This is a genomic window from Streptomyces sp. NPDC045701, assembly GCF_056432045.1.
In genome coordinates, this window is sequence record NZ_JBWKJV010000031.1 from 17,557 (window position 1) to 37,855 (window position 20,299).

The 20,299-nt window shown below is 72.3% G+C and carries 18 protein-coding genes; 10 read left to right on the forward strand and 8 right to left on the reverse strand.

The window, feature by feature from the left end; all coding sequences use genetic code 11:
* Positions 1–232 precede the first annotated feature (232 nt).
* On the reverse strand, positions 233–496 hold the full coding sequence (locus AC07DW_RS25725) for a WhiB family transcriptional regulator (protein WP_023588371.1): 264 nt from the start codon (positions 494–496) through the stop codon (positions 233–235).
* A gap of 678 nt (positions 497–1,174) precedes the next feature.
* Here AC07DW_RS25725 and AC07DW_RS25730 point away from each other — a divergent pair.
* From AC07DW_RS25730 to AC07DW_RS25740, 3 genes are read left to right on the forward strand one after another with little or no spacing between them, the layout of a single operon-like run.
* Positions 1,175–1,681, forward strand: coding sequence for a cysteine dioxygenase (locus AC07DW_RS25730; RefSeq protein WP_478860056.1), 507 nt, complete (start codon positions 1,175–1,177; stop codon positions 1,679–1,681).
* A 42-nt stretch (positions 1,682–1,723) separates the two neighbouring features.
* Positions 1,724–2,680, forward strand: coding sequence for a 2-phospho-L-lactate transferase (cofD, locus tag AC07DW_RS25735; protein WP_478860057.1), 957 nt, complete (start codon positions 1,724–1,726; stop codon positions 2,678–2,680).
* Positions 2,677–3,981 (forward strand): coenzyme F420-0:L-glutamate ligase, encoded by a 1,305-nt coding sequence (locus AC07DW_RS25740; RefSeq protein WP_478860058.1) that lies wholly within the window; start codon positions 2,677–2,679, stop codon positions 3,979–3,981. Before cofD ends, AC07DW_RS25740 begins: the two co-directional genes overlap by 4 nt.
* 21 nt (positions 3,982–4,002) lie before the next feature.
* Here AC07DW_RS25740 and AC07DW_RS25745 read toward each other — a convergent pair whose 3' ends face one another.
* The 3 genes from AC07DW_RS25745 to AC07DW_RS25755 all read right to left on the reverse strand — a co-directional run bounded on the left by AC07DW_RS25745 (position 4,003) and on the right by AC07DW_RS25755 (position 7,742).
* The gene (locus tag AC07DW_RS25745; protein ID WP_478860059.1) at positions 4,003–5,007 is read right to left on the reverse strand and encodes a DNA-3-methyladenine glycosylase family protein; all 1,005 of its coding nucleotides are present in this window, start codon (positions 5,005–5,007) and stop codon (positions 4,003–4,005) included.
* 133 nt (positions 5,008–5,140) lie between these two features.
* Positions 5,141–6,223: a mannose-1-phosphate guanylyltransferase gene (gene manB, locus AC07DW_RS25750; protein ID WP_478860060.1), complete on the reverse strand. Its 1,083-nt coding sequence runs from the start codon at positions 6,221–6,223 to the stop codon at positions 5,141–5,143.
* A 109-nt stretch (positions 6,224–6,332) separates the two neighbouring features.
* Positions 6,333–7,742 (reverse strand): peptidoglycan recognition protein family protein, encoded by a 1,410-nt coding sequence (locus tag AC07DW_RS25755; protein WP_478860061.1) that lies wholly within the window; start codon positions 7,740–7,742, stop codon positions 6,333–6,335.
* Positions 7,743–7,868: 126 nt separating this feature from the next.
* Here AC07DW_RS25755 and AC07DW_RS25760 point away from each other — a divergent pair, with 126 nt between their 5' ends.
* The 4 genes from AC07DW_RS25760 (at position 7,869) to AC07DW_RS25775 (ending at position 13,728) form a co-directional block, all read left to right on the forward strand.
* On the forward strand, positions 7,869–8,621 hold the full coding sequence (locus AC07DW_RS25760; RefSeq protein ID WP_478860062.1) for a TIGR03089 family protein: 753 nt from the start codon (positions 7,869–7,871) through the stop codon (positions 8,619–8,621).
* A 218-nt stretch (positions 8,622–8,839) separates the two neighbouring features.
* Positions 8,840–9,985 carry an LCP family protein gene (locus AC07DW_RS25765; protein ID WP_478860063.1) on the forward strand — a complete coding sequence of 382 codons (1,146 nt, stop codon included), beginning with the start codon at positions 8,840–8,842 and terminating at the stop codon, positions 9,983–9,985.
* Between the two features lie 246 nt (positions 9,986–10,231).
* The gene (locus tag AC07DW_RS25770) at positions 10,232–12,004 is read left to right on the forward strand and encodes an LCP family protein (RefSeq protein WP_478860064.1); all 1,773 of its coding nucleotides are present in this window, start codon (positions 10,232–10,234) and stop codon (positions 12,002–12,004) included.
* A 29-nt stretch (positions 12,005–12,033) separates the two neighbouring features.
* Positions 12,034–13,728, forward strand: a complete 1,695-nt coding sequence (locus AC07DW_RS25775; RefSeq protein WP_478860065.1) for an LCP family protein — start codon at positions 12,034–12,036, stop codon at positions 13,726–13,728.
* A 4-nt stretch (positions 13,729–13,732) separates the two neighbouring features.
* On the opposite strand, the gene AC07DW_RS25780 is transcribed toward AC07DW_RS25775, so the two are convergent.
* Entirely contained in the window at positions 13,733–14,752 is a 1,020-nt protein-coding gene (locus AC07DW_RS25780) for a glycosyltransferase family 2 protein (protein WP_478860066.1), read from the reverse strand.
* Between the two features lie 167 nt (positions 14,753–14,919).
* Between AC07DW_RS25780 and AC07DW_RS25785 the strand changes: the two genes are divergently transcribed.
* Complete coding sequence (locus AC07DW_RS25785; RefSeq protein WP_478860067.1) at positions 14,920–16,407, forward strand: LCP family protein; 1,488 nt, start codon at positions 14,920–14,922, stop codon at positions 16,405–16,407.
* Positions 16,408–16,718: 311 nt separating this feature from the next.
* On the opposite strand, the gene AC07DW_RS25790 is transcribed toward AC07DW_RS25785, so the two are convergent.
* Positions 16,719–17,255: an acyl-CoA thioesterase gene (locus tag AC07DW_RS25790; protein ID WP_478860068.1), complete on the reverse strand. Its 537-nt coding sequence runs from the start codon at positions 17,253–17,255 to the stop codon at positions 16,719–16,721.
* 119 nt (positions 17,256–17,374) lie between these two features.
* Here AC07DW_RS25790 and AC07DW_RS25795 point away from each other — a divergent pair, with 119 nt between their 5' ends.
* Complete coding sequence (locus tag AC07DW_RS25795) at positions 17,375–18,610, forward strand: LCP family protein (protein WP_478860069.1); 1,236 nt, start codon at positions 17,375–17,377, stop codon at positions 18,608–18,610.
* Positions 18,611–18,649: 39 nt separating this feature from the next.
* On the opposite strand, the gene AC07DW_RS25800 is transcribed toward AC07DW_RS25795, so the two are convergent.
* Both AC07DW_RS25800 and AC07DW_RS25805 read right to left on the reverse strand, forming a co-directional pair.
* Positions 18,650–18,832, reverse strand: coding sequence for a DUF397 domain-containing protein (locus tag AC07DW_RS25800; protein WP_478860070.1), 183 nt, complete (start codon positions 18,830–18,832; stop codon positions 18,650–18,652).
* On the reverse strand, positions 18,829–19,665 hold the full coding sequence (locus AC07DW_RS25805; RefSeq protein WP_478860071.1) for a helix-turn-helix domain-containing protein: 837 nt from the start codon (positions 19,663–19,665) through the stop codon (positions 18,829–18,831). The genes AC07DW_RS25800 and AC07DW_RS25805 overlap by 4 nt, the downstream gene beginning before the upstream one ends.
* Before the next feature lie 132 nt (positions 19,666–19,797).
* Here AC07DW_RS25805 and AC07DW_RS25810 point away from each other — a divergent pair, with 132 nt between their 5' ends.
* Positions 19,798–20,238 carry an ATP-binding protein gene (locus tag AC07DW_RS25810; protein ID WP_478860072.1) on the forward strand — a complete coding sequence of 147 codons (441 nt, stop codon included), beginning with the start codon at positions 19,798–19,800 and terminating at the stop codon, positions 20,236–20,238.
* Positions 20,239–20,299 lie beyond the last annotated feature (61 nt).

Below are 20,299 nucleotides of genomic sequence, written 5' to 3' on the forward strand. Positions count from 1 at the left end.
TTGGCGGGGGGGGGTACGGGCCGGGGCGGTCGCCGCTCGGCGCTGGGGGGTCGTCGCCCCGCGGGGCCCGGCTCCGGGCGGACGGGCGGCGCCGGCCGGGCGCGAGTGGTCGCTCGGCGCTCGCCCGGAATGCCGTCGCCCCGGTGGGCCCGGCGCGCGGGCCGGGCGCGCGGGCGCGGGGTGACCGCGTGGCGGCCGGGGCGGGGACGGAGCGCGGCGGTGGCCGACGACGTCAGACGGCGGCCTTTTTCAGGCGGCGGCGTTCACGCTCCGACAGCCCGCCCCAAATTCCGAATCTCTCGTCGTTGGCGAGCGCGTATTCGAGGCATTCCGAACGGACTTCGCAGGCGAGGCAGACCTTCTTGGCCTCACGAGTGGAGCCGCCCTTCTCGGGGAAGAAGGACTCCGGATCCGTTTGGGCGCACAACGCGCGCTCCTGCCAGCCGAGTTCCTCATCCGCGTCCTCGACCAGCAGTTCCTGGAACAACTCGGTCATGTGCGCCCCTCGTCGGTCTTTGCGTCCCCGTGTGGTGGCCGTTTGTCGAATTTTTCGGCCGAACGACACGAGTGAAATTACAAGTGCGGTGCTCCGTGCCAGTCAAGCCGGGATCTGCTATTGGGCCCGGTATTCACTCTGCGGAACCAAGGCTATGCGGAAAGTGTTCAAATCATTAAAAACGAGACACATGCCGCCACCCTGTCGACACCCTCCCTTTCGCCGCTCTCCAAGGGAGGACGCTCACCACTTCGATCTTGTTGCGGTCGAGCGGGTGAAGCGACCCGGATCACAGTCGGGTCACGGGACTGCGACGGCGTTTGCGCCGGTGGTTGCTGCGGCATGTGTCCTGGTCCCCGGCAGCACAAACCTTTCTCCGGACGGGGTAACCGGATGAGGTGAAACATTTCGACCAAATCGGGCATTGGGTTGACATGCGGAATCCGGCCGGTCACCTTTGTTTGCATGCCAGCGACCGCAGCGCTCCTCGCGACCCACGCCCGTGGGTCCCTCAGTGCTGCCCGGGCTCTCCAGCCGCTCTGTCGCTGTAGCTGTCGCTGTTCCAGCTGTTGACGCCCCAGCGCTCCAGCCTCTGGGCCCAGCGCCCGAGCTCCGCCCCTCCCGCGTGCACCGCTTCCGGCTTCCGGACCCGTTTCTCTCGAGGAACCCCCGCATCCCATGAACAGCGACAGCGACCTCCAGATCGCCGGCGACATCCTCGCCGTACAGCACCTTCTCCAGCCCCCCAAGGAGCACCCCTCCACCGTGGCCGAGTTCGTCGGCCTGGCCCGCGCCATCGCCGCCGACAGGTCGCAGTGGGCCCACCTCGTCGAGTACGACGCCACCACCCGCTGGTACCACCGGCTGCGCACCGGACCCGGCTACGAGGTCTGGCTGCTGTCCTGGGTTCCCGGTCAGGGCACAGGTATGCATGATCACGGCGAGTCCTCCGGCGTACTGACCGTCCTCGAGGGCGAACTGACGGAGCGTACGGGGAAGGGCGTGCGTCCGCTCGCCGCCGGGGCGCAGCGCGTTTTCGCACCGGGATACGCGCACGACGTGGTCAACGACTCACTCGAACCGGCCGTCAGCCTGCACGTGTACCACCCCGGCCTCACCGACATGCCGATGCACCCCAGCGCCTGCTCCGCCCCCGAGAGCCGCGACGCCGCCGTCACCGCCTGACCGGGCTCGGAGCGAGCGGTCACCGGCTGACAGACTGTGCCCATGCGCATTGTGGTTCTGGCCGGCGGCATCGGCGGTGCCCGTTTTCTGCGCGGCCTCAAGCAGGCCGCGCCCGACGCGGACATCACGGTCATCGGCAACACCGGTGATGACATCCATCTGTTCGGGCTGAAGGTCTGCCCCGACCTCGACACGGTGATGTACACCCTGGGCAGGGGCATCGACGAGGACCAGGGCTGGGGGCGCGCGGACGAGACGTTCCACGTCAAGGGCGAGCTCGCGGCGTACGGCGTGGGGCCCGAGTGGTTCGGGCTCGGCGACCGCGACTTCGCCACCCACATCGTCCGGACCCAGATGCTCGGCGCCGGCTACCCGCTGAGCGCCGTCACCGAGGCGCTGTGCGCCCGCTGGAAGCCGGGCGTGCGGCTGCTGCCGATGTCCGACGACCGGGTCGAGACGCACGTCGCCATCGAGCTGGACGGCGAGCGCAGGGCCGTCCACTTCCAGGAGTACTGGGTGCGGCTGCGCGCGTCCGTGGACGCGCTGGCGGTGGTGCCGGTCGGCGCCGAGCAGGCCACGCCCGCGCCCGGGGTGCTGGAAGCCGTCGCCGAGGCCGACGTCGTGCTGTTCCCGCCGTCCAACCCGGTGGTGTCCATCGGGACCATCCTCGCCGTGCCCGGCATCCGGGAGGCGATCGCCGACGCGGGCGTGCCCGTCGTCGGCCTGTCCCCCATCGTGGGGAACGCGCCGGTGCGCGGCATGGCGGACAAGGTGCTCGCCGCGGTGGGCGTCGAGTCCACGGCCGCGGCGGTCGCCCGGCACTACGGCTCGGGGCTGCTGGACGGCTGGCTCGTCGACACGGCCGACGCCGGCACGGTCGGCGAGGTCGAGGCGGCCGGCATCCGGTGCCGGGCCGTGCCGCTGATGATGACCGACGTGGACGCCACGGCGGCGATGGCGCGCGAGGCCCTGGCCCTCGCCGAGGAGGTACGCGCGTGACGGCCCCCTCGTACCGGGTGTGGGCACCGCCGGGGCTGCCGGAGGTGCTGCCCGGCGACGACCTCGCCAAGCTGATCGCCACCGCCGAACCGGGGCTGGCCGACGGTGACGTGCTGCTCGTCACCTCCAAGGTCGTCAGCAAGGCGGAGGGCCGCGTCGTCACGGCGGACGACCGCGAGGCGGCGATCGAGGCCGAGACGGTACGGGTGGTGGCGCGGCGCGGCCCGCTCCGCATCGTCGAGAACCGCCAGGGCCTGGTCATGGCCGCGGCCGGGGTCGACGCGTCCAACACCCCGGCGGGCACGGTGCTGCTGCTGCCGGAGGACCCGGACGCGTCCGCGCGCGCGATCCGGGAGGGGCTGCGGGACGCGCTCGGCGTGGACGTGGGCGTCGTCGTCACGGACACCTCCGGGCGGCCCTGGCGCAGCGGGGTCACCGACATGGCGATCGGCGCGGCGGGGGTGCGGGTCCTGGACGACCTGCGCGGCGGCACGGACACGTACGGCAACCCGCTGGTCGCCACCGTGGTCGCCGGCGCGGACGAGCTCGCGGCGGCCGGGGACCTGGTGAAGGGCAAGGCGGCGGGGCTGCCGGTCGCGGTGGTGCGGGGCCTCGCGCACCTCGTCGTCTCCGGGGAGGCCGACCGGGGCGCCCGGGCGCTGGTGCGGGACGCGGCGGACGACATGTTCCGGCTCGGTACGTCGGAGGCGGTGCGGGAGGCGGTCACGCAGCGGCGCACCGTGCGGGAGTTCACGGACGACCCGGTGGACCCCGGCGCGGTGCGGCGGGCGGTGGCGGCCGCGCTGACGGCGCCCGCGCCGCACCACACCACGCCGTGGCGGTTCGTGCTGCTGGAGTCGGCACAGTCGCGGGTGCGGCTGCTGGACGCGATGCGGGACGCGTGGGTCGCGGACCTGCGGGCCGACGGGCTCGGCGAGGAGGCGATCGCCCGCCGGGTGCGCCGCGGGGACGTTCTGCGGCGCGCGCCCTACCTGGTGGTGCCGTGCCTGGTGATGGACGGTTCGCACCACTACGGGGACGCCCGGCGGGACGGGGCGGAGCGGGAGATGTTCGTGGTCGCGGCCGGGGCCGGCGTACAGAACTTCCTGGTGGCGCTGGCCGGTGAGCGGCTGGGGTCGGCGTGGGTGTCGTCGACGATGTTCTGCCGGGACGTCGTACGGGAGGCGCTGGACCTGCCGGCGCACTGGGACCCGATGGGCGCGGTGGCGGTCGGGCGGCCGGCGGGTGTGCCCGCGCCCCGGCCGGCGCGGGAGGCGGACGGTTTCGTCGAGGTGCGGTGATGCGACAGGCCGGCCCGCGGGTCAGAGCGCCGCGATGTTGCCGGGGGTGAACCGGGGGCCGTGACGGGGCGGGATGCGGCCGCTCAGGAGGACGAGGCGGGCGGCGCGGTGGCGCTGGCCCGCGTACGGGGCCAGGAGCTCCAGCATCTCGTCGTCGTCGGCGTCCCGGCGCCCGGCCAGGGCGTGGCCGACGATGCTCGGCAGGTGGTAGTCGCCGGTGGTGACCGCGTCGGGGGCGCCGTTGCTGCGCTGGACCGTCTCGGCGGACGTCCAGGGGCCGATGCCCGGGATGAGCTCCAGGCGCCGCCGGGCCTGTTCGGGTTCCATCGCGGCGGCCTCCTCCAGGCGCCGGGCCACCCGGACGGCGCGCATCACCGTGTCGGAGCGCTTGGCGTCCACGCCCGCGCGGTGCCACTCCCAGGACGGGATCAGCGCCCAGGCGCGCGGTTCGGGCATCACGTACAGGCGGTCGTCCGGGCCCGGTGCCGGCTCGCCGAACCGGCGCACGAGCAGCCGCCACGCCCGGTACGCCTCGTCCGTCGTGACCTTCTGCTCCAGGATCGAGGGGATCAGCGACTCCAGCACCAGCCCGGTGCGAGTCAGCCGCAGTCCCGGGCGGCGCCGTTCCGTGACGGCCAGCAGCCGGTGGCGCGGGGTGAACGCGGACGGATCGTCCTCCGAGCCGAGGAGCGCCGGGAGCCGGTCCAGGAGCCACTCCGCGCCGGCCCCCCACGCCTCCGCCCGGACCGTCCCGCCCCCGGCCGCGACCCGGAGCGTGCCGGGGCCCGCCGGGGTGCGACAGGTCCGCCAGACGGAGCCGTCGGGCGACGTGCGGAACGTGGGGTCGGCCGGGCCGCGCCGCAGCGGCCCCAGGGTGAGCCCGAGGTCCAGGGGGAACGGGGGCGTCCAGGTCCGGGTCCGGGGGACGGCGGGCGCGGTGGCCGGGGCCGTCCGGGCTGCGGGTACGGCGACGTGCCCGCCGCGCACGGTGGTGCGGGTCGGGCGCGGGGCGTAACGGCCTGCCACGGAAGTACGGTCCTCGGGGTTTGGGTGCGGCCCACGGTCGGGGCCCTACGAGGGTAAGCCCCCGCACGCGCCACCGCTCCCGCACGCGCCACCGCTCCCCGCCGGAGCCCCCCGGGCCCTCGGGGGCGCCGCCCTACTGGTCGGAGGAGAAGCGGACCGCGCCGTCCGGCAGCCGGGCCCCGCACCACACCCGGACGCCGTCCCGGAGCTCGTTGTCGGCGCCCACGTGCGCGCCGTCGCCGATGACCGCGCCGTGCAGGACGGTCCGGGCGCCCACCCGCGCGCCCTCGCCGATCAGCGAGTCGGTGACCACCGCGCCGGCCTCGACGACCGCGCCGTCCAGGACGGTGCTGCCGTCGACCCGGGCGCCCTCGCCGACCGTCGCGCCGGCGCCGATGACGGTACCGCCCGTGAGCTTGGCGTCCTGGGCGACGGAGGCGCCGTCGAGGACGAGCCGGTCGCCGCGGCGGCCCGGCACGGCCGGGGACGGGGCGCGGCCCATCACCAGGTCGGCGGAGCCGCGCACGAACGCCTGCGGGGTGCCGAGGTCCAGCCAGTACGTGGAGTCGACCATGCCCTGGAGGTGGGCGCCCGCCGCCAGCAGGCCGGGGAACGTCTCGCGTTCGACCGAGACGGGGCGGCCCGCCGGGATGGTGTCGATGACCGAGCGCCGGAAGACGTACGCACCCGCGTTGATCTGGTCGGTGACGATCTCCTCCGGCGTCTGGGGCTTCTCCAGGAACGCCGTGACGCGGCCGGTGGGGTCCGTCGGCACCAGCCCGAAGGCCCGCGGGTCCTCGACCCGGGTGAGGTGGAGCGAGACGTCGGCGCCGGACGTCTCGTGGGTGTCCACCAGGGCCCGGATGTCCAGGCCGGTGAGGATGTCGCCGTTGAAGATCAGCACCGGCTCGTCCGGCTCCGAGCGCAGGCGGGAGGCGACGTTGCGGATCGCCCCGCCCGTGCCCAGCGGCTCGCGTTCGGTGACGTACTCGATGTGCAGGCCCAGCGACGACCCGTCGCCGAAGTAGGGCTCGAACACCTCGGCGAGGTACGAGGTCGCCAGCACGATGTGCTCGACGCCCGCCGCCCGCGCGCGGGCCAGCTGGTGCGTGAGGAACGGGACACCCGCAGCCGGAACCATCGGCTTCGGTGTGTTGACCGTCATCGGACGCAGCCGGGTGCCCTTGCCACCGACCAGGAGGATCGCTTCTGTCACCTGTCGTCTCTGCTTCCTGCTGGGTCCGGTCGATGGGCCACATCGGTCATATGACCGATACGACCGGACAGTGTATGCAGACCGTTCGGTACAGCCGTCCCGGTCGTCGTCACCGGCCCTGGTACTTGGCCGCCGCGCTGCGGGCGGTGCCGAGCTTGCCGTACAGCCGTGCGCCGGGGCAGTCGGTCGAAAAGCCGTCCCGGTGCCCGGAGATGACGTTGAGCTTGACCTTGGTGCCCTTCTTGTACCGGTTTCCGCCACCTGAGGTCAGGGTGGTCTTCCCCCGCGGGTCCTTTCCGTACAGTCCGAGCTTCCACGCCGTCAGCCGCGCGACGGCGGTCACCGCCGCCGAGGGCGGGGTGGACTGACTGTACGTGCCCAGGACCGCGATGCCCATGCTGTTGGTGTTGAAGCCCCTGGTGTGCGCGCCCATCACCGCCTTGGCCACACCTCCGGCACGCCCTTCGTAGATGTTTCCGCACTTGTCGACGGCGAAGTTGTAGCCGAAGTCACGCCAGCCGCTGCTCTTGACGTGGTAGCGGTAGATGCTGCGCAGAACGGACGGGGCCTGCTTGCAGGTGTAGTTGTTGCCGGTGGCGCTGTGGTGGACGAACGCCGCCTGGACGGACTTGGTGTAGACGAAGTTGCGTTCCCGCAGCCGTTCGTCGGCGCCCCATCCCTTGCGGGTGACGATGCGCGGGCGGGGCCCGATGTACGGCTTGGCGGACACCGTCTCCTCGTCGAACCGGTCGGCGTACGCGGCCTCCGTCTCCTCCTTGGTCAGTTCCGGGATCTCGGTGGAGCCGAGCGGTACGAGTTCGGCGTTGACCGCGGAGGCGGCCGACTCCTCGGGCGTCAGCGCCGGGGCGGGGACCTGGCCGGTGGTGGTACCGGTGTCGTTGCCCTCGGGGACCTCCGGGCCCTGGGCGGTGTCCTCGCCGGCGGGTTCGCCGGCGGTCTCACTGGCGGGCTCGTCGCCGGGGTCGACCAGCTCGATGCGCATGCCGCGCGGCAGTGGGGCGGGAGAGGCGCCCGCGCGCGGGGCCTCGGCCCGTACGCGCACCTCGACGCCGTCCGAGGCGCCGACCCACAGGGGGGCGGTGGAGCCGCGGACCGTGCCCGACTCGCGTTCGGGCGTGCCGGGGTCGGCGGCATGGTCGTCGTTGTGGGTCTCGACGGACTGCCACCCGGACCAGGCGCCGGTGCCGGAGGCACGGGTACGGACCTGGACGGAGCCGTGCAGCTCGGCGTCCGGGTCGTCCCAGACCACGCCGACCAGCGAGAAGGGACGGACGTCCCGCCGGGTCAGCCCCTGGACCGCGGCGCCGGTCGACCGCTCGAAGGGGAGCGTCCGGAGCGGCAGCGACTGGGTGGAGCCGGGGACGGACACCTCACCGGCCGGGACGGCGGCGGGGGCGTTGGCGGAGGTGGCGGGGGACGCGCTCGCGGGGAGCGCGAGCGGAAGCACGAGGGCCGCGGAGCACGCGACGCCGATCGAGGTTGCAAGGAAGGCACGCATGCGGCGATCCTCGGCCGCCCTGACGCGGCGCGCCCGCCGGAAAACTGACGGCCCATCGGTCCGACCGGTGGACCCCGTCACCGGTACGGCGGACCCCGCCCGCCCCGCGCGCGTACCCTGGCGCGCGTGAATGCCAGCGACCGTACCCCCGCCGACCTGCTGCGATCCGCCCTCGCCTCGGACGCGGCCCGCCCCTTGGTCACCTACTACGACGACGCGACCGGCGAGCGCGTCGAATTGTCGGTGGCCACCTTCGCCAATTGGGTGGCCAAGACGGCCAACCTCCTCCAGGACGGCCTGTCCGCCGAGCCGGGCGAGCGCGTCGCGCTGCTGCTGCCGGCGCACTGGCAGACCGCCGTCTGGCTGGTGGCCTGCTCCTCGGTCGGGGTCGTCGCCGACCTCAACGGCGACCCCGCCGCCGCCGACCACGTGGTCGCCGGGCCGGACCGGCTGGAGGAGGGGCTGGCCTGCCGCGGCGAGCGTCTCGCGCTGTCCCTGGCGCCGCTGGGGCGCCGCTTCCCCTCGCCGCCGGCCGGGTACGACGACTACGCGGTGGAGGTGCCGACGCAGGGCGACGTGTTCGCCCCGTACGCCCCGGTGGACCCCGCCGCCCCGGCGCTCGCCGTGGACGGTACGGAGCTGAGCGGTGCGCGGCTGGTGGACCGGGCCCGCGAGGACGCGCGGCGGCTGGGCCTGGCCGGCGGGGCACGGCTGCTCTCGGCGCTGCCGTACGACACGTGGGAGGGGCTGTCGGCGGGGCTGTACGCGCCGCTGGCGGCCGGCGCGTCCGTCGTGCTGTGCCGGAACCTGGAGCAGCTGTCGCCGGAGGGGCTCGCGAAGCGGGTCGAGAGCGAGCGGGTCACCAGCACTCTGGTGTGAAGTCCACCCGTCCGGCGCACCGCGCGCCGAGTCCCCCGGGTGCCGGTGCCGTCCGCGATGGATGATCGTCACACCACCCCTGGGCCTCGTGCGAAGGACGGACGGCAGACGTGACGGACAGCGCTGGTACGCCCCCGGAGCCGGACCCCCCAGCAGGGGAGTCCGGTCCCGGTACCCCAGCCGGCGGCCCGGCCGCGCCCGTTCCCGCCCCCGTCCCTGTGCGGATCACCCATCGCACCGGGTACCGGCCCCGCGGCCTGCGGGTCATCGCGTTCCTGGGCGCGGCCGCCGTACTGGCGGCGGCCGGCGCCGGATGGTGGCTGTACAAGAAGCTCGACGAGAACATCACCACCGACTCCTCCGCCGCCGCGGAGCTGGAGCGGTACGAGCGGGAGCGCCCCGGCGCCCTCGTGCGGGACGCGCGGAACATCCTGCTGATCGGGTCCGACACCCGCGCGGGCAGCGGCAACGCCCAGTACGGGCGCGACCGGGGCACCCAGCGCTCCGACACGACCATCCTGCTGCACCTGGCGGCCCGGGGGCGGGGCGTGACGGCGGTGTCCGTGCCACGCGACCTGATGGTGCGCATCCCGAGCTGCCGCAAGAGCGACGGATCCCGCACGGCGCCGATGGTCGCCCAGTTCAACTTCGCGTTCGAGTTCGGCGGTACCGCCTGCACGGTCCGGACGCTGGAGAAGCTGACCGGCATCCGCGTCGACCACCACATGGTGATCGACTTCCGGGGCTTCAAGGACATGGTGAACGCGGTCGGCGGTGTGCGGGTCTGCGTCACCCGGCCGATCGACGACCCCGACGCGCAGGTGAAGCTGAGGCCGGGCGCCCGGACGCTCAACGGCGAGCAGGCCCTCGGTTACGTCAGGGCCCGCAAGTCCCTCGGCAACGGCAGCGACACCGAACGCATGGGCCGGCAGCAGCAGTTCCTCGGCGCGCTCGTCAACAAGGTGCAGAGCAACGGGGTGCTGCTCAACCCGGCGCGCCTCTACCCGGTGCTGGACGCGGCCACCAGGTCGGTCACCACCGACCCGGGCCTGGACTCGCTCAAGGACCTGTACGACCTGTCGCGCGCGATGCGCAGCGTACCGACGGAAAAGGTGCAGTTCCTGACCATCCCCCGGCGGCCGTACCGGAACGACCCGAACCGCGACGAACTCGTACAACCCCGGGCGAACAGCTTGTTCAAGCGGCTGCGCGACGACAAACCCGTCGTGGTCGTGCCCGGCGACGGGCAGAACGAGCCGGGCGGCGAGGAAGCGGCGGAATCGAGCAGGCGCAAGAGGGATGCGAGCTCTTCCTCGACGCCCACCTTCACGGGGACGAACGCCGCCGCAGGCGGCTGCCGATAGGGCCTGCGGGCGGAGCCTGCGAGTAAAGCCCAGGCCAAAGACATCCGCACAGTCCAGGCGGATTGGGCGGATTGCCCGCTTGTAAGGGGCGTGGAATTTGTCACGGACGTCGCCCCGCGCTGAACTGGGCGGATAGTGTGACGCGATCCGGTGCACCCGGCCGCGAGGTCGCGCACTCAAGGATCGTGAAACCGAGCGCCTGGGGGGAGGCGCCTCGCGTGGCACCGACGGAGGACTCAGGCAACCGTGGACGCGCACAGCCGTGGACGGGCGGACGACATCGACCCCGCCGACCAGTGGGTACTCAACCCGCAGACCGGTAACTACGAACTGCGACTGGACCAATCCGCTGAGCAGTCGTCACCGGCCCAGTCGTCCCGGAGCACCGGCCGCCGTGGCGCCGCCACTTCGCGAACGTCCTCCTCCAGGGCCGCGAACGCGGCCGGCCCGGCGTCCTCGGCCGGCAGCCGCACGGCCGGCGTCCCCGGCCAGCGCCGGCGCCGCGCACCGGGCGCCCCGGACGGACGGGGCCGCGACGGCGGTACGCCGTCCGCGGCGGGCCGCCGCAAGCGCAAGCCGCAGAAGGCCGGCAAGAAGAAGGCCCTGATGTGGACGAGCGGAGTGACGGCCGGCACGGTCGTCGCCCTCGCCATCACGGCGTTCGCCTATTACGAGCACCTCAACTCCAACATCAGCACGGTCGACATCGCGGGCGCCGGCAGCGGCGGCTTCAAGAAGGACCAGGCCATCAACATCCTGGTCATCGGTACGGACAAGCGGACCGGCAACGGCAACGAGGGCTACGGCGACAAGAACAGCGCCGGCCACGCCGACACCACGATCCTCTTCCACGTCTCCAAGGACCGGACGAACGCCACCGCGATGTCCATCCCCCGGGACCTGATGACCGACATCCCGGACTGCGAGACGAGGACGTCCGAGGGCTCGAAGGTCATCCCGGGCGAGCAGAACGTCCGGTTCAACACCAGCCTCGGCCAGGCCGGCCGCGACCCCGGCTGCACCATGCGCACGGTCAAGGAGATCACCGGGCTGACGGTCGACCACTTCATGATGGCCGACTTCAACGCGGTGAAGACGCTGACGACGGCTATCGGCGGCGTCGAGGTGTGCGTGGCCAAGGACGTCGACGACGAGCGCTCGAAGCTGAAGCTGACCAAGGGCAAGCACGTCATCGAGGGCGAGGACGCCCTCGCCTTCGTACGCACCCGGCACGCGTTCGGCAACGAGAGCGACCTGGACCGGATCAAGACGCAGCAGCAGTTCCTCGGGTCGATGATCCGCAAGATGAAGTCGAGCGAGACGCTCACCAGCCCGTCCAAGTTGCTGGACCTCGCGGAGGCGGCCACCAAGGCCCTCACCGTCGACACGGGGATAGGGAGCATCAAGAAGCTCCAGGACCTCGGCAGCGAGCTGGCCAAGGTGAACCCCAAGAACATCACCTTCACCACCCTCCCCGTGGTCGACAACCCCGCCGAGGCGGTCAAGGCGACCGTCGTCGTCAACCAGGAGAAGGCCCAGCCGCTCTTCTCCATGATGCTGAACGACGTCTCGCTGACCGAGGTGAAGAAGAAGGAGAAGGACGCCAAGGACGCCCAGGCCGCCCTGCTCAAGGGCGCGCGGGCCGAGGCCTCCGAGGTACGCGTGGACGTGTACAACGGCAGTGGCAGGACGGGCGGCGCTCAGGCGACCATCAACTGGCTCCAGAACGACCAGGGCGTCCTCAAGTCCTCGAACAAGAGCAACGCCCCGCAGGAGATCGCCAAGACGACGCTGGAGTTCGCGCCGAACCAGGCCGACCAGGCACGCAAGCTCGCGGACCTGATGGGCCTGCCCGCCGCGGCGCTGAAGCAGGGTACGGCCGACGCCGGGGAGACGGAGCCGATGAAGCTCACCCTCGGCGGGGACTTCAAGGGCGCAGGGGTGCCCATCACCGGTCCGGCGAAGGCGCCGGACGGTGTGCAGAAGGTAGTGGCGGACAAGCAGGTGTGCGCCGAATGACGTACGTCTGAGCGACAGGGGGACCTGGGGTGGGACAGAGCAGCGTGCGTGGGGAGGGAACGCGGGACCGCGTTCCGCACGCCCGTGGCAGCGGCTGGGACGGCGGTCACCACGGTGACCCGTCGTCCGGCGACACGGAGGACCCGGCGAGACCGGCGGAGCCCGCGGTGACCGGCGCGGACGACGACCGGGGGAACCGCCGCGGCGGTGGCGGCGGACGGCGCCGCGCGGGCAAGGGCGGCGAGGGCCGGAACGGCAAGCGGCGGGTGCTCCGGTGGAGCGCCTCCGTGCTGTCCCTGCTGATACTCGGGACGGCCGGCGCCGGTTACCTCTACTACGAGCACCTCAACGGCAGGATCAGGAAGGAAGACCTGACGCTCGGCAAGAACGGGATGCCCGAGCACCGGGCGAACGCCGAGGGCCAGACCCCGCTGAACATCCTGCTGATCGGCTCGGACGCCCGGGACTCCAAGGAGAACCAGGCACTGGGCGGCGGCCGGGACACCTTCGACGGCCCTCCGCTCGCCGACGTCCAGATGCTGGTGCACCTCTCCGCCGACCGCAGCAACATCTCCGTGGTCAGCATGCCGCGCGACACCATGCTGCGGCTGCCGGAGTGCAGGGACGGCAAGGGCAAGGTCTACCCGGCGCGCGAGTTCGCCCAGACCAACGAGTCGCTGGACCGCGGCGGTCCCGGCTGCACGGTCGCGACCTGGGTCGAGCTGACCGGCATCCCCATCGACCACTTCATGATGATCGACTTCTCCGGTGTGGTGTCGATGGCCGACGCGATCGGCGGCGTACCCGTGTGCGTCGACAAGAACATCGAGTCGCGCACCCGGGACGGCAAGGGCTCCGGTCTGAAACTCCCCGCGGGCACGCACCCCATCAAGGGCGAGCAGGCGTTGCAGTGGCTGCGCACCCGGTACGGCTGGGTGGGCGGCACCGACCTGGAGCGCGCCAAGGCCCAGCACATGTACATGAACTCGATGGTCCGCGAGCTGCGCAGGAACGCGAAGCTCACCGACCCCAACAAGCTGCGCAAGCTCGCCGAGGCGGCCACCGAGGCGCTCACCGTGGACAAGGGCCTCGACACCATCGGCAAGCTGTACGACGTGGCCGAGCAGCTCAAGAGCGTCCCGACCGGCCGCATCAGCATGACGACCATGCCGAACTTCTACTCGACCCGCAGGGCGGGCAAGGTCGAGCCCACGCCCGGGGAGGCCGAGGAGCTGTTCCGGATGATCCGCGAGGACATCCCCCTCGACGGCAAGCCGTCGAAGCGCGCCACGCCCGCCGCCTCCAAGGACCCGGCCGCACCGCCCGCCGAGACCGAGGTGACCGTGCAGAACGGCACGTACACCGACCAGTACGGCTCCGCCCAGGGACGGGCCACCGCGGTCGCCGGGCTGCTGGCCGCCAAGGGCTACACCGGTGCCAGGTCCGACACGGCCACCCCCCGGCAGGCGAAGACCCTCGTCCTGTTCCCGACCGCGGACCTGGAGGGCGACGCGCAGGCCGTCGCCAAGTCGCTGGGCATCCCGGCCGGTTCGGTGAAGAAGTCCGACACGGTGCGGGGCATCACGGTGATCGTGGGCGCCGACTGGCGCGAGGGCGACACCTATCCCAAGCCGCCCAAGGCCGCGGGCAAGGCACCCGGGTCCAACACCAGCAGGGCCGACCAGTCCGGCTGCATGACGGTCGACCCCAACTTCACCTGGTGAGCCGCTACGCCGCCGTCCGGACGACCGCCGGGCGGCGGCTGGCGATGACCTTCTTCGCGAGGGAGCGCGGGCTCGTGAGGAATCCGTACCCCCACGACATGTGCATCGTCGCCAGCGCCACCGGGATCCGAAGGCGCGCCTTCAGCGGCAGGCCCTTGCCGGCCGGGACCGAGCCGGCGACGATGGCCGCCAGGTAGCCCGCCGGGACGACGAAGCCGAACGGGGTGAGCGTCGCGCCCACCACGACGCCGGCCGCCATGGCGCACACGGCGGTCGGCGGGGCCAGGTAGCGGAGGTTGATGGAGCCCTGGTGGTAGCGGGCGACCACGTGCCGCCAGCGGCCGTAGTCCTTGTACTGCTTCGCCAGCGCCCGCACGCTCGGCCGGGGCCGGTACTGGACCCTCAGCTCAGGCGAGAACCAGATCAGGCCGCCCGCCTCGCGGATGCGGAAGTTCAGCTCCCAGTCCTGGGCGCGGATGAACTCCTCGTTGTACCCGCCCTGCTGCTCCAGCGCCTCGCGGCGGAACACGCCCAGGTACACGGTCTCGGCCGGGCCCGCCTCGCCACCGGTGTGGAAGGCCGCGTTGCCGACGCCGATCCTTGAGGTCATCGCGGCGGCGACCGCGTGCTCCCAGTCGTTCTCGCCCTCGGCGTGCATGATGCCGCCGACGTTCTGCGCGCCGGTCTCCTCCAGGAGGCGGACGGCGGTGGCGATGTAGTTCGGCGACAGCATGCCGTGCCCGTCGACCCGTACCACGATCGGGTGACGCGACGCCTTGATGGCGGCGTTCAGCGCCGCCGGCGTGCGGCCGGTGGGGTTGGGCACCGTGTGGACGCGCGGGTCCTCGCGCACGAGCTCGGCGGCGATCTCGTCGGTACGGTCCGTGGACGGGCCCAGCGCGATCACCACCTCCATCTCACCGTCGTACTCCTGCTCGAGGATGTGACGGACCGAGGCGCGCAGGTGCCGCTCCTCGTTGAGGACCGGCATGATCACGGAAACCGGGGGCGGGGGCGTGGGCATCGTTTCCTCGGGGGTCCGGGGGTCGCTCCCGGGAGACAGCAGTATCGCCGCCACGTTACCGCGAATGGGGGACAGCGGTGCGCGCCGCCCGGGTGGCGCGGACGGTCGCTGATCGTATGGGCCTACCGTGCTCACCATTCCCCCAGCCGCCCGCGGAGGTGTCCTTCGTGCCCACGCCGCCCCGCCGCACCGTCCCACCCCGGCCACCCGCACCCGGGCGGCCGAGACGGGCCCGGGCGGCGGCACCTGGCGTGCGGCGGGGGCGCCCCGGGCGGACCCGCTGGGGCGTGCGGATGGCGACCACCCTGTCGGTGCTGGTCCTCGCGGCGGGTGGCGTCGGGCACGCGATCGTGACGAGCCTGGACACCGAGATCGGCCGCCTCGACCCGTTCAAGGACATGAAGAACCGACCCGCGGCGGGGCACGGCACCAACATCCTGGTCGTCGGCACCGACGGGCGTGACCGGATCACCCCGCGGGAGAAGGAGAAGTACCGGCTCGGCGGCGCGCCCTGCCGCTGCACCGACACGATCATGCTGGTGCACATCTCCGCCGACCGCCGCCGGGCCAGCATGGTGTCGCTGCCCCGCGACTCGTACGCCGAGATCCCGCCGCACACCGACGCCACCACCGGCAAGCACCACCACCGGCACCCGGTGAAGCTCAACGCGGCGTACGCCGAGGGCGGCCCGAACCTCACCGTACGGACCGTCGAGCACATGACCGGCATCAAGGTCGACCACTACCTGGAGCTGGACTTCACCAGCTTCATGCGGACCGTCGACACCGTCGGGGGCGTGGAGATCTGCACCGCGAAGCCCATGAAGGACGCCTACACCGGCCTCGACCTGCCCGCCGGCACGCACAAGCTGGACGGCGGCCAGGCGCTCCAGTACGTCCGCTCCCGCCATGTCGACGGGGCGTCCGACCTCGGCCGCATGCAGCGGCAGCAGCGCTTCATGGCGGCCCTGATCGACCGGGCCACCAGCAACGGCACCCTGCTGAACCCGGTGCGGTTCCAGCAGGTCGTCACCTCGATGCTCGGTTCCGTGCGGGCCGACCAGGGCTTCGGGGCGGAGCAGCTGCTCGCCATGGCCAAGGCCATGCGCGGCTTCACGGCGGCGTCGTCGGAGTTCACCTCCGTACCCGTCAGCGACCCCAGCTTCCCCGTCAAGGGCATCGGCTCGACGGTGAAGTGGGATCCGGTGAAGGCCAAGCGACTGTTCGCGGCGGTACGGGCGGACAAGCCGCTGGCCCCTTACGCGTCACGCGGCTCGGCCCGCAAGAAGCTCGTGGAGGTCTCGCCGCAGCAGATCCGGGTGCAGGTCTACAACGGCACCCTGGTGCACGGGCTGGGCGCCCGGGCCGACGCGGCGCTGCGGGCGACCGGGTTCCGGACGAGCGCCGCCGCCCTGAACTGGCCGCGGCGTGACGTGTCCCGCACGGTCGTCTGGTTCGACCCGCGCTGGGACCGCTCGGCCCGTTCCCTCGCCACGGCGCTGCCGGGCTGCCGACTGCTTCCGGTGGAGGGGCAGGGCGCGCTGTTCAAGGTCACGATCGGCGCGAACTTCGCGGGCGTCCTGCCGGTGCGGGCGGAGAACGCCTTCCAGGGCGAGTTCGGGGCGGTCACGGGCGACCAGGTCATCTGCACCTGACGCCACAGGGCGGAGGGTGGTGGAGGACGGGTGCCGTGCCGTCGGCGGGCCGGGGGACGGGTGCCGTGCCGTCGGCGGGCCGGGGGACGGGTGCCGTGCCGTCGGCGGGCGGCGGCCACCACCGGTGGGTGGTGGGGCGGGACCCCTCCGGGCTCACCTCCGCCGGCGGCCTCGGGTACGTCGTACGGGGAGCCCGCTCGTCGCCTCCCCACAAGCTCTCGCTGCGCTTGAGCTGGGGCTACTCCCAGCCCCTGCGGGGGCCGCACGGCCCCACCCCGGGTCCGTCTCCCGGCCGCGGGCCGCTGGGGGCGTCAGTCGTCGATGCCCTCCGCCGCACGCCTCTCGCGGAGTTCCTTGATGGCACGGCGGCGGGCCAGGCGGTGCGTGCGGCGGATCTGCGCCTCCTGGTAGCGGCGCTTGTCGCGCTCGGTCTCCGGGACGACCGGCGGGACGATACGCGGCTTGCCGTCCGCGTCCACGGCCGCGAAGACCAGATAGGCCGAGCCGACCTGCGTCGCGGGCGTGGACTCGTTCCAGCGCTCGGCCAGTACCCGGACCCCGACCTCCATGGAGGACCGCCCGGTCCAGTTGACCTGGGCCTTCACATGGACCAGGTCGCCGACGCGGACCGGCTCCAAAAACACCATCTCGTCCATGGACGCGGTCACCGCGGGCCCGCCCGAGTGGCGTCCCGCGACGGCGCCCGCCGCGTCGTCCACCAACTTCATGATCACGCCACCGTGCACGGTGCCGAGGAGGTTGGTGTCGCTGCCGGTCATGATGTGGCTGAGGGTGGTGCGGGAGGCCGAGGTGGGCTTTCCCTGCAGCTCGGGGGCCTGATCTGTCATGCCCTCCACCCTATGCCCGAGTCCGTCCCGCCCTTCATTGCATCAGCTTCGCTACAGCCCTGGCCCGATTTCCCACCCACCCTGTCGGGTCACCGGAGGCGGCCTGCACACTGGTCCGCATGAACGATGGATGGACCGACGACCGCAACGCGCGGTACGGCCGCGGCAGCGCCGACGCCCAGCCCGAGGGCGCCCGGGTGATGCGGCACGTACAGCGCCCCGCCGCACCGCCGCAGCGCCCGCCGGTCCCCCAGCAGTCGCAGGGGTACGACGCCTACGACAGCGGCTACAACACCGGGCAGGTCTACGGCCCCCGCGGGGGCGGCCGTGGTGGCGGCCGCGCCGACCGCGGCTCGGTCCGCGCCCCGGGCCCGGCCCCCGACTGGCGCCGCCGCATCAAGGTCGGGTCCATCGTGGCGCTGGTGGCCGTGCTCGGCACGACCGTGGGCACGTACTTCTGGGCGGACGGCAAGGTGCGCCGCGAGGTCGACCTCGCCAAGGTCATCGACCGCCCCAAGGAGGGCGACTGCACCACGTACCTGATCGTCGGCTCCGACAGCCGTGAGGGCATGACGGCCGAGGAGAAGAAGAAGCTGCACACCGGTTCCGCCGAGGGCAAGCGGACCGACTCGATGATGATCCTGGCGGCGTGCGGCAGCGGCAACACCATGATCTCGCTCCCCCGCGACTCCGACGTGGAGATCCCTAAGTTCGTCGGCTCCGAGTCCGGCAAGACCTTCCCCGCCCAGGGCCGCCGCGTGAAGCTGAACGCCGCGTACGCCGAGGACGGGCCCGAGCTGCTCGTCCGCACCGTCGAGCACAACACCGGGCTGCGCATCGACCACTACGCCGAGATCGGCTTCGCGGGCTTCGCCAACATCGTCGACGCGCTCGGCGGCGTCGAGATGGACATCCCGAAGGCCTTCAAGGACAAGAAGTCCGGCGCCGACTTCCAGGCCGGCAAGCAGACCCTCAACGGAGAGCAGTCCCTCGCCTTCGTCCGCACCCGGTACGCGTTCGCCGGCTCGGACCTGGACCGGACGAAGAACCAGCAGAAGTTCCTGGCGACGCTGGCGAACCAGGCGGCGACGCCCGGCACGCTCCTGAACCCGTTCCGGCTCTACCCGACCCTCGGCGCCGGCCTGGACACCCTGATCGTCGACAAGGACATGTCCCTGTTCGACCTGGGTGAGATGTTCTTCGCGATGAAGGGCATCAGCGGCGGTGACGGTACGTCGATGAACATCCCCATCTCGGGCAGCACGGGCGGCAACCTGGTGTGGGACAAGGCGAAGGTGCGGCAGCTGGTGCAGCAGATCCAGAACGACGAGAAGGTCACCGTCACGGGCAACTGACGGCGCCGCGTCCGGGAGCGTGGCCAGGGGCCCCGGGGGTCAGCTCCCGGACGCGTACGTCACGAAGTCCGACCAGGCGTCGGGCGTGAAGCCGAGCTGCGGGCCGGGCAGGTTCTTGGAGTCGCGGACGTGGACGGTGTCGGGCGCGGCGGCGACCTCGACGCAGTCGGGGCCGTCGTTGGTGCTGTAGCTGCTCTTGACCCACGTCAGCTCGGCGTTCATGTCTCTCCCAGCAGTTTCTCGATGAAGGTCCGCGACAACCGCGGTGTGAGCGCCTGTGCCCTGATCATGCCGTACCGCATCTCAAGGATCTGGACCTCCTTGGGATCACTGATCAGGCGGCTCGTGAGCTGCACTTCGATGTGTCCCACCGTCGTGCCGTCGCTCAGCTTGAGCACCCGGTGGGAGCCCGCCAGCCCCGCGTGCTCCTCCGTCCCCGTCGGCATGACCTGGACCTCCACGTGCCTCAACGCGCTGATTTCCAGCAGGTGTTCGAGCTGTCGGCGCAGCACCATTCTGCCCCCGATCGGCCGCCTCAGGGTCGCTTCTTCCTGGACAAAGGTCAGGAGAGGTGCGGGTTGCCGCGCGAAGACCGACTGCCGGGCCATCCGGGCCGCCACCAAGCGCTCCACCTGGTCCTCGGAGAAGGCGGGGCGCCGCTCCCCGTACAGAGCGCGGGCGTACTCCTCGGTCTGGAGCAGCCCGTGCACCACGCCTGCGGCATAGGCGCCCATCTCGACCGCGTCGGCCTCCAGCTTGGCCAGGTCGCGGACCTTCTTCGGGTACCGGGCCTCCGCCACGTCCTTCTTCATCGCGGCGAGCTTGCCGCCCGCGCCCAGGGCCTCGTCCGCCCTGTCCAGGAACTCCGGCTTGGGGATGCGCTTGCCGGCCTCCACCTTGTAGACCTGGTTCTCGCCGTACCCGATGGCCGCGCCGAGGTCGGCGGCGCGCATGCCGGCGGCCTCGCGCCACAGCCTGACCTGCCGCCCGACCGCCGCGATCACCGCTCCGGAGTCGTCCTCCAGGTCGATGTCCTGTTCCGGTTCGTCCGCCATGAGATCCGCCTCCGCCCGTGTCCGTGTGCGCCGCCGTACCGGATGGACAGGTCCGCACACCTGCTGGACAGTCACTGTCCGTACACGCGTCGCTCTGTTCAGCGTAGGGGCCGGACGGCCACGCTGAGTCACGTGAACCTGGAAATCACCCGAACCGAACCTTCCGCTACCGCCCGGAAGTTCACCGTGCTGCTCTCCCCCACCCGCCGGGGCGCCCGGCTCGCCCGCCTGCTGACCTCGGCCCAACTGGCGGACTGGGGACTGCCGTCGGAGGCGGCGGCGCGGATCGTCGCCGAGCTGGCCACCAACGCCGCGTTCCACGGGCGTGTGCCGGGGCGGGACTTCCGGCTCGACCTCTCCGTCGAGGGCGGGGGCGCGCGGCTGCGGATCGCGGTCACCGACACGCGCGGTGACCGGCTGCCGCCGGGCCCCGGGGAGGTCGTCGTGCCCGCCGCCGACGCCGAGGGCGGGCGCGGTCTGCTGATCGTCGAGGCGCTCGCCGACCGGTGGGGCGTCACGGCGGGACCCGTGCCCCGCAAGACCGTGTGGGCCGAGCTGGACCTCGTACCGTGACCGGCGGCACCGGGTCGCGGGTTTCCACGACCCGGTGGTCCGCGACGCGGTGGCGCAGGAC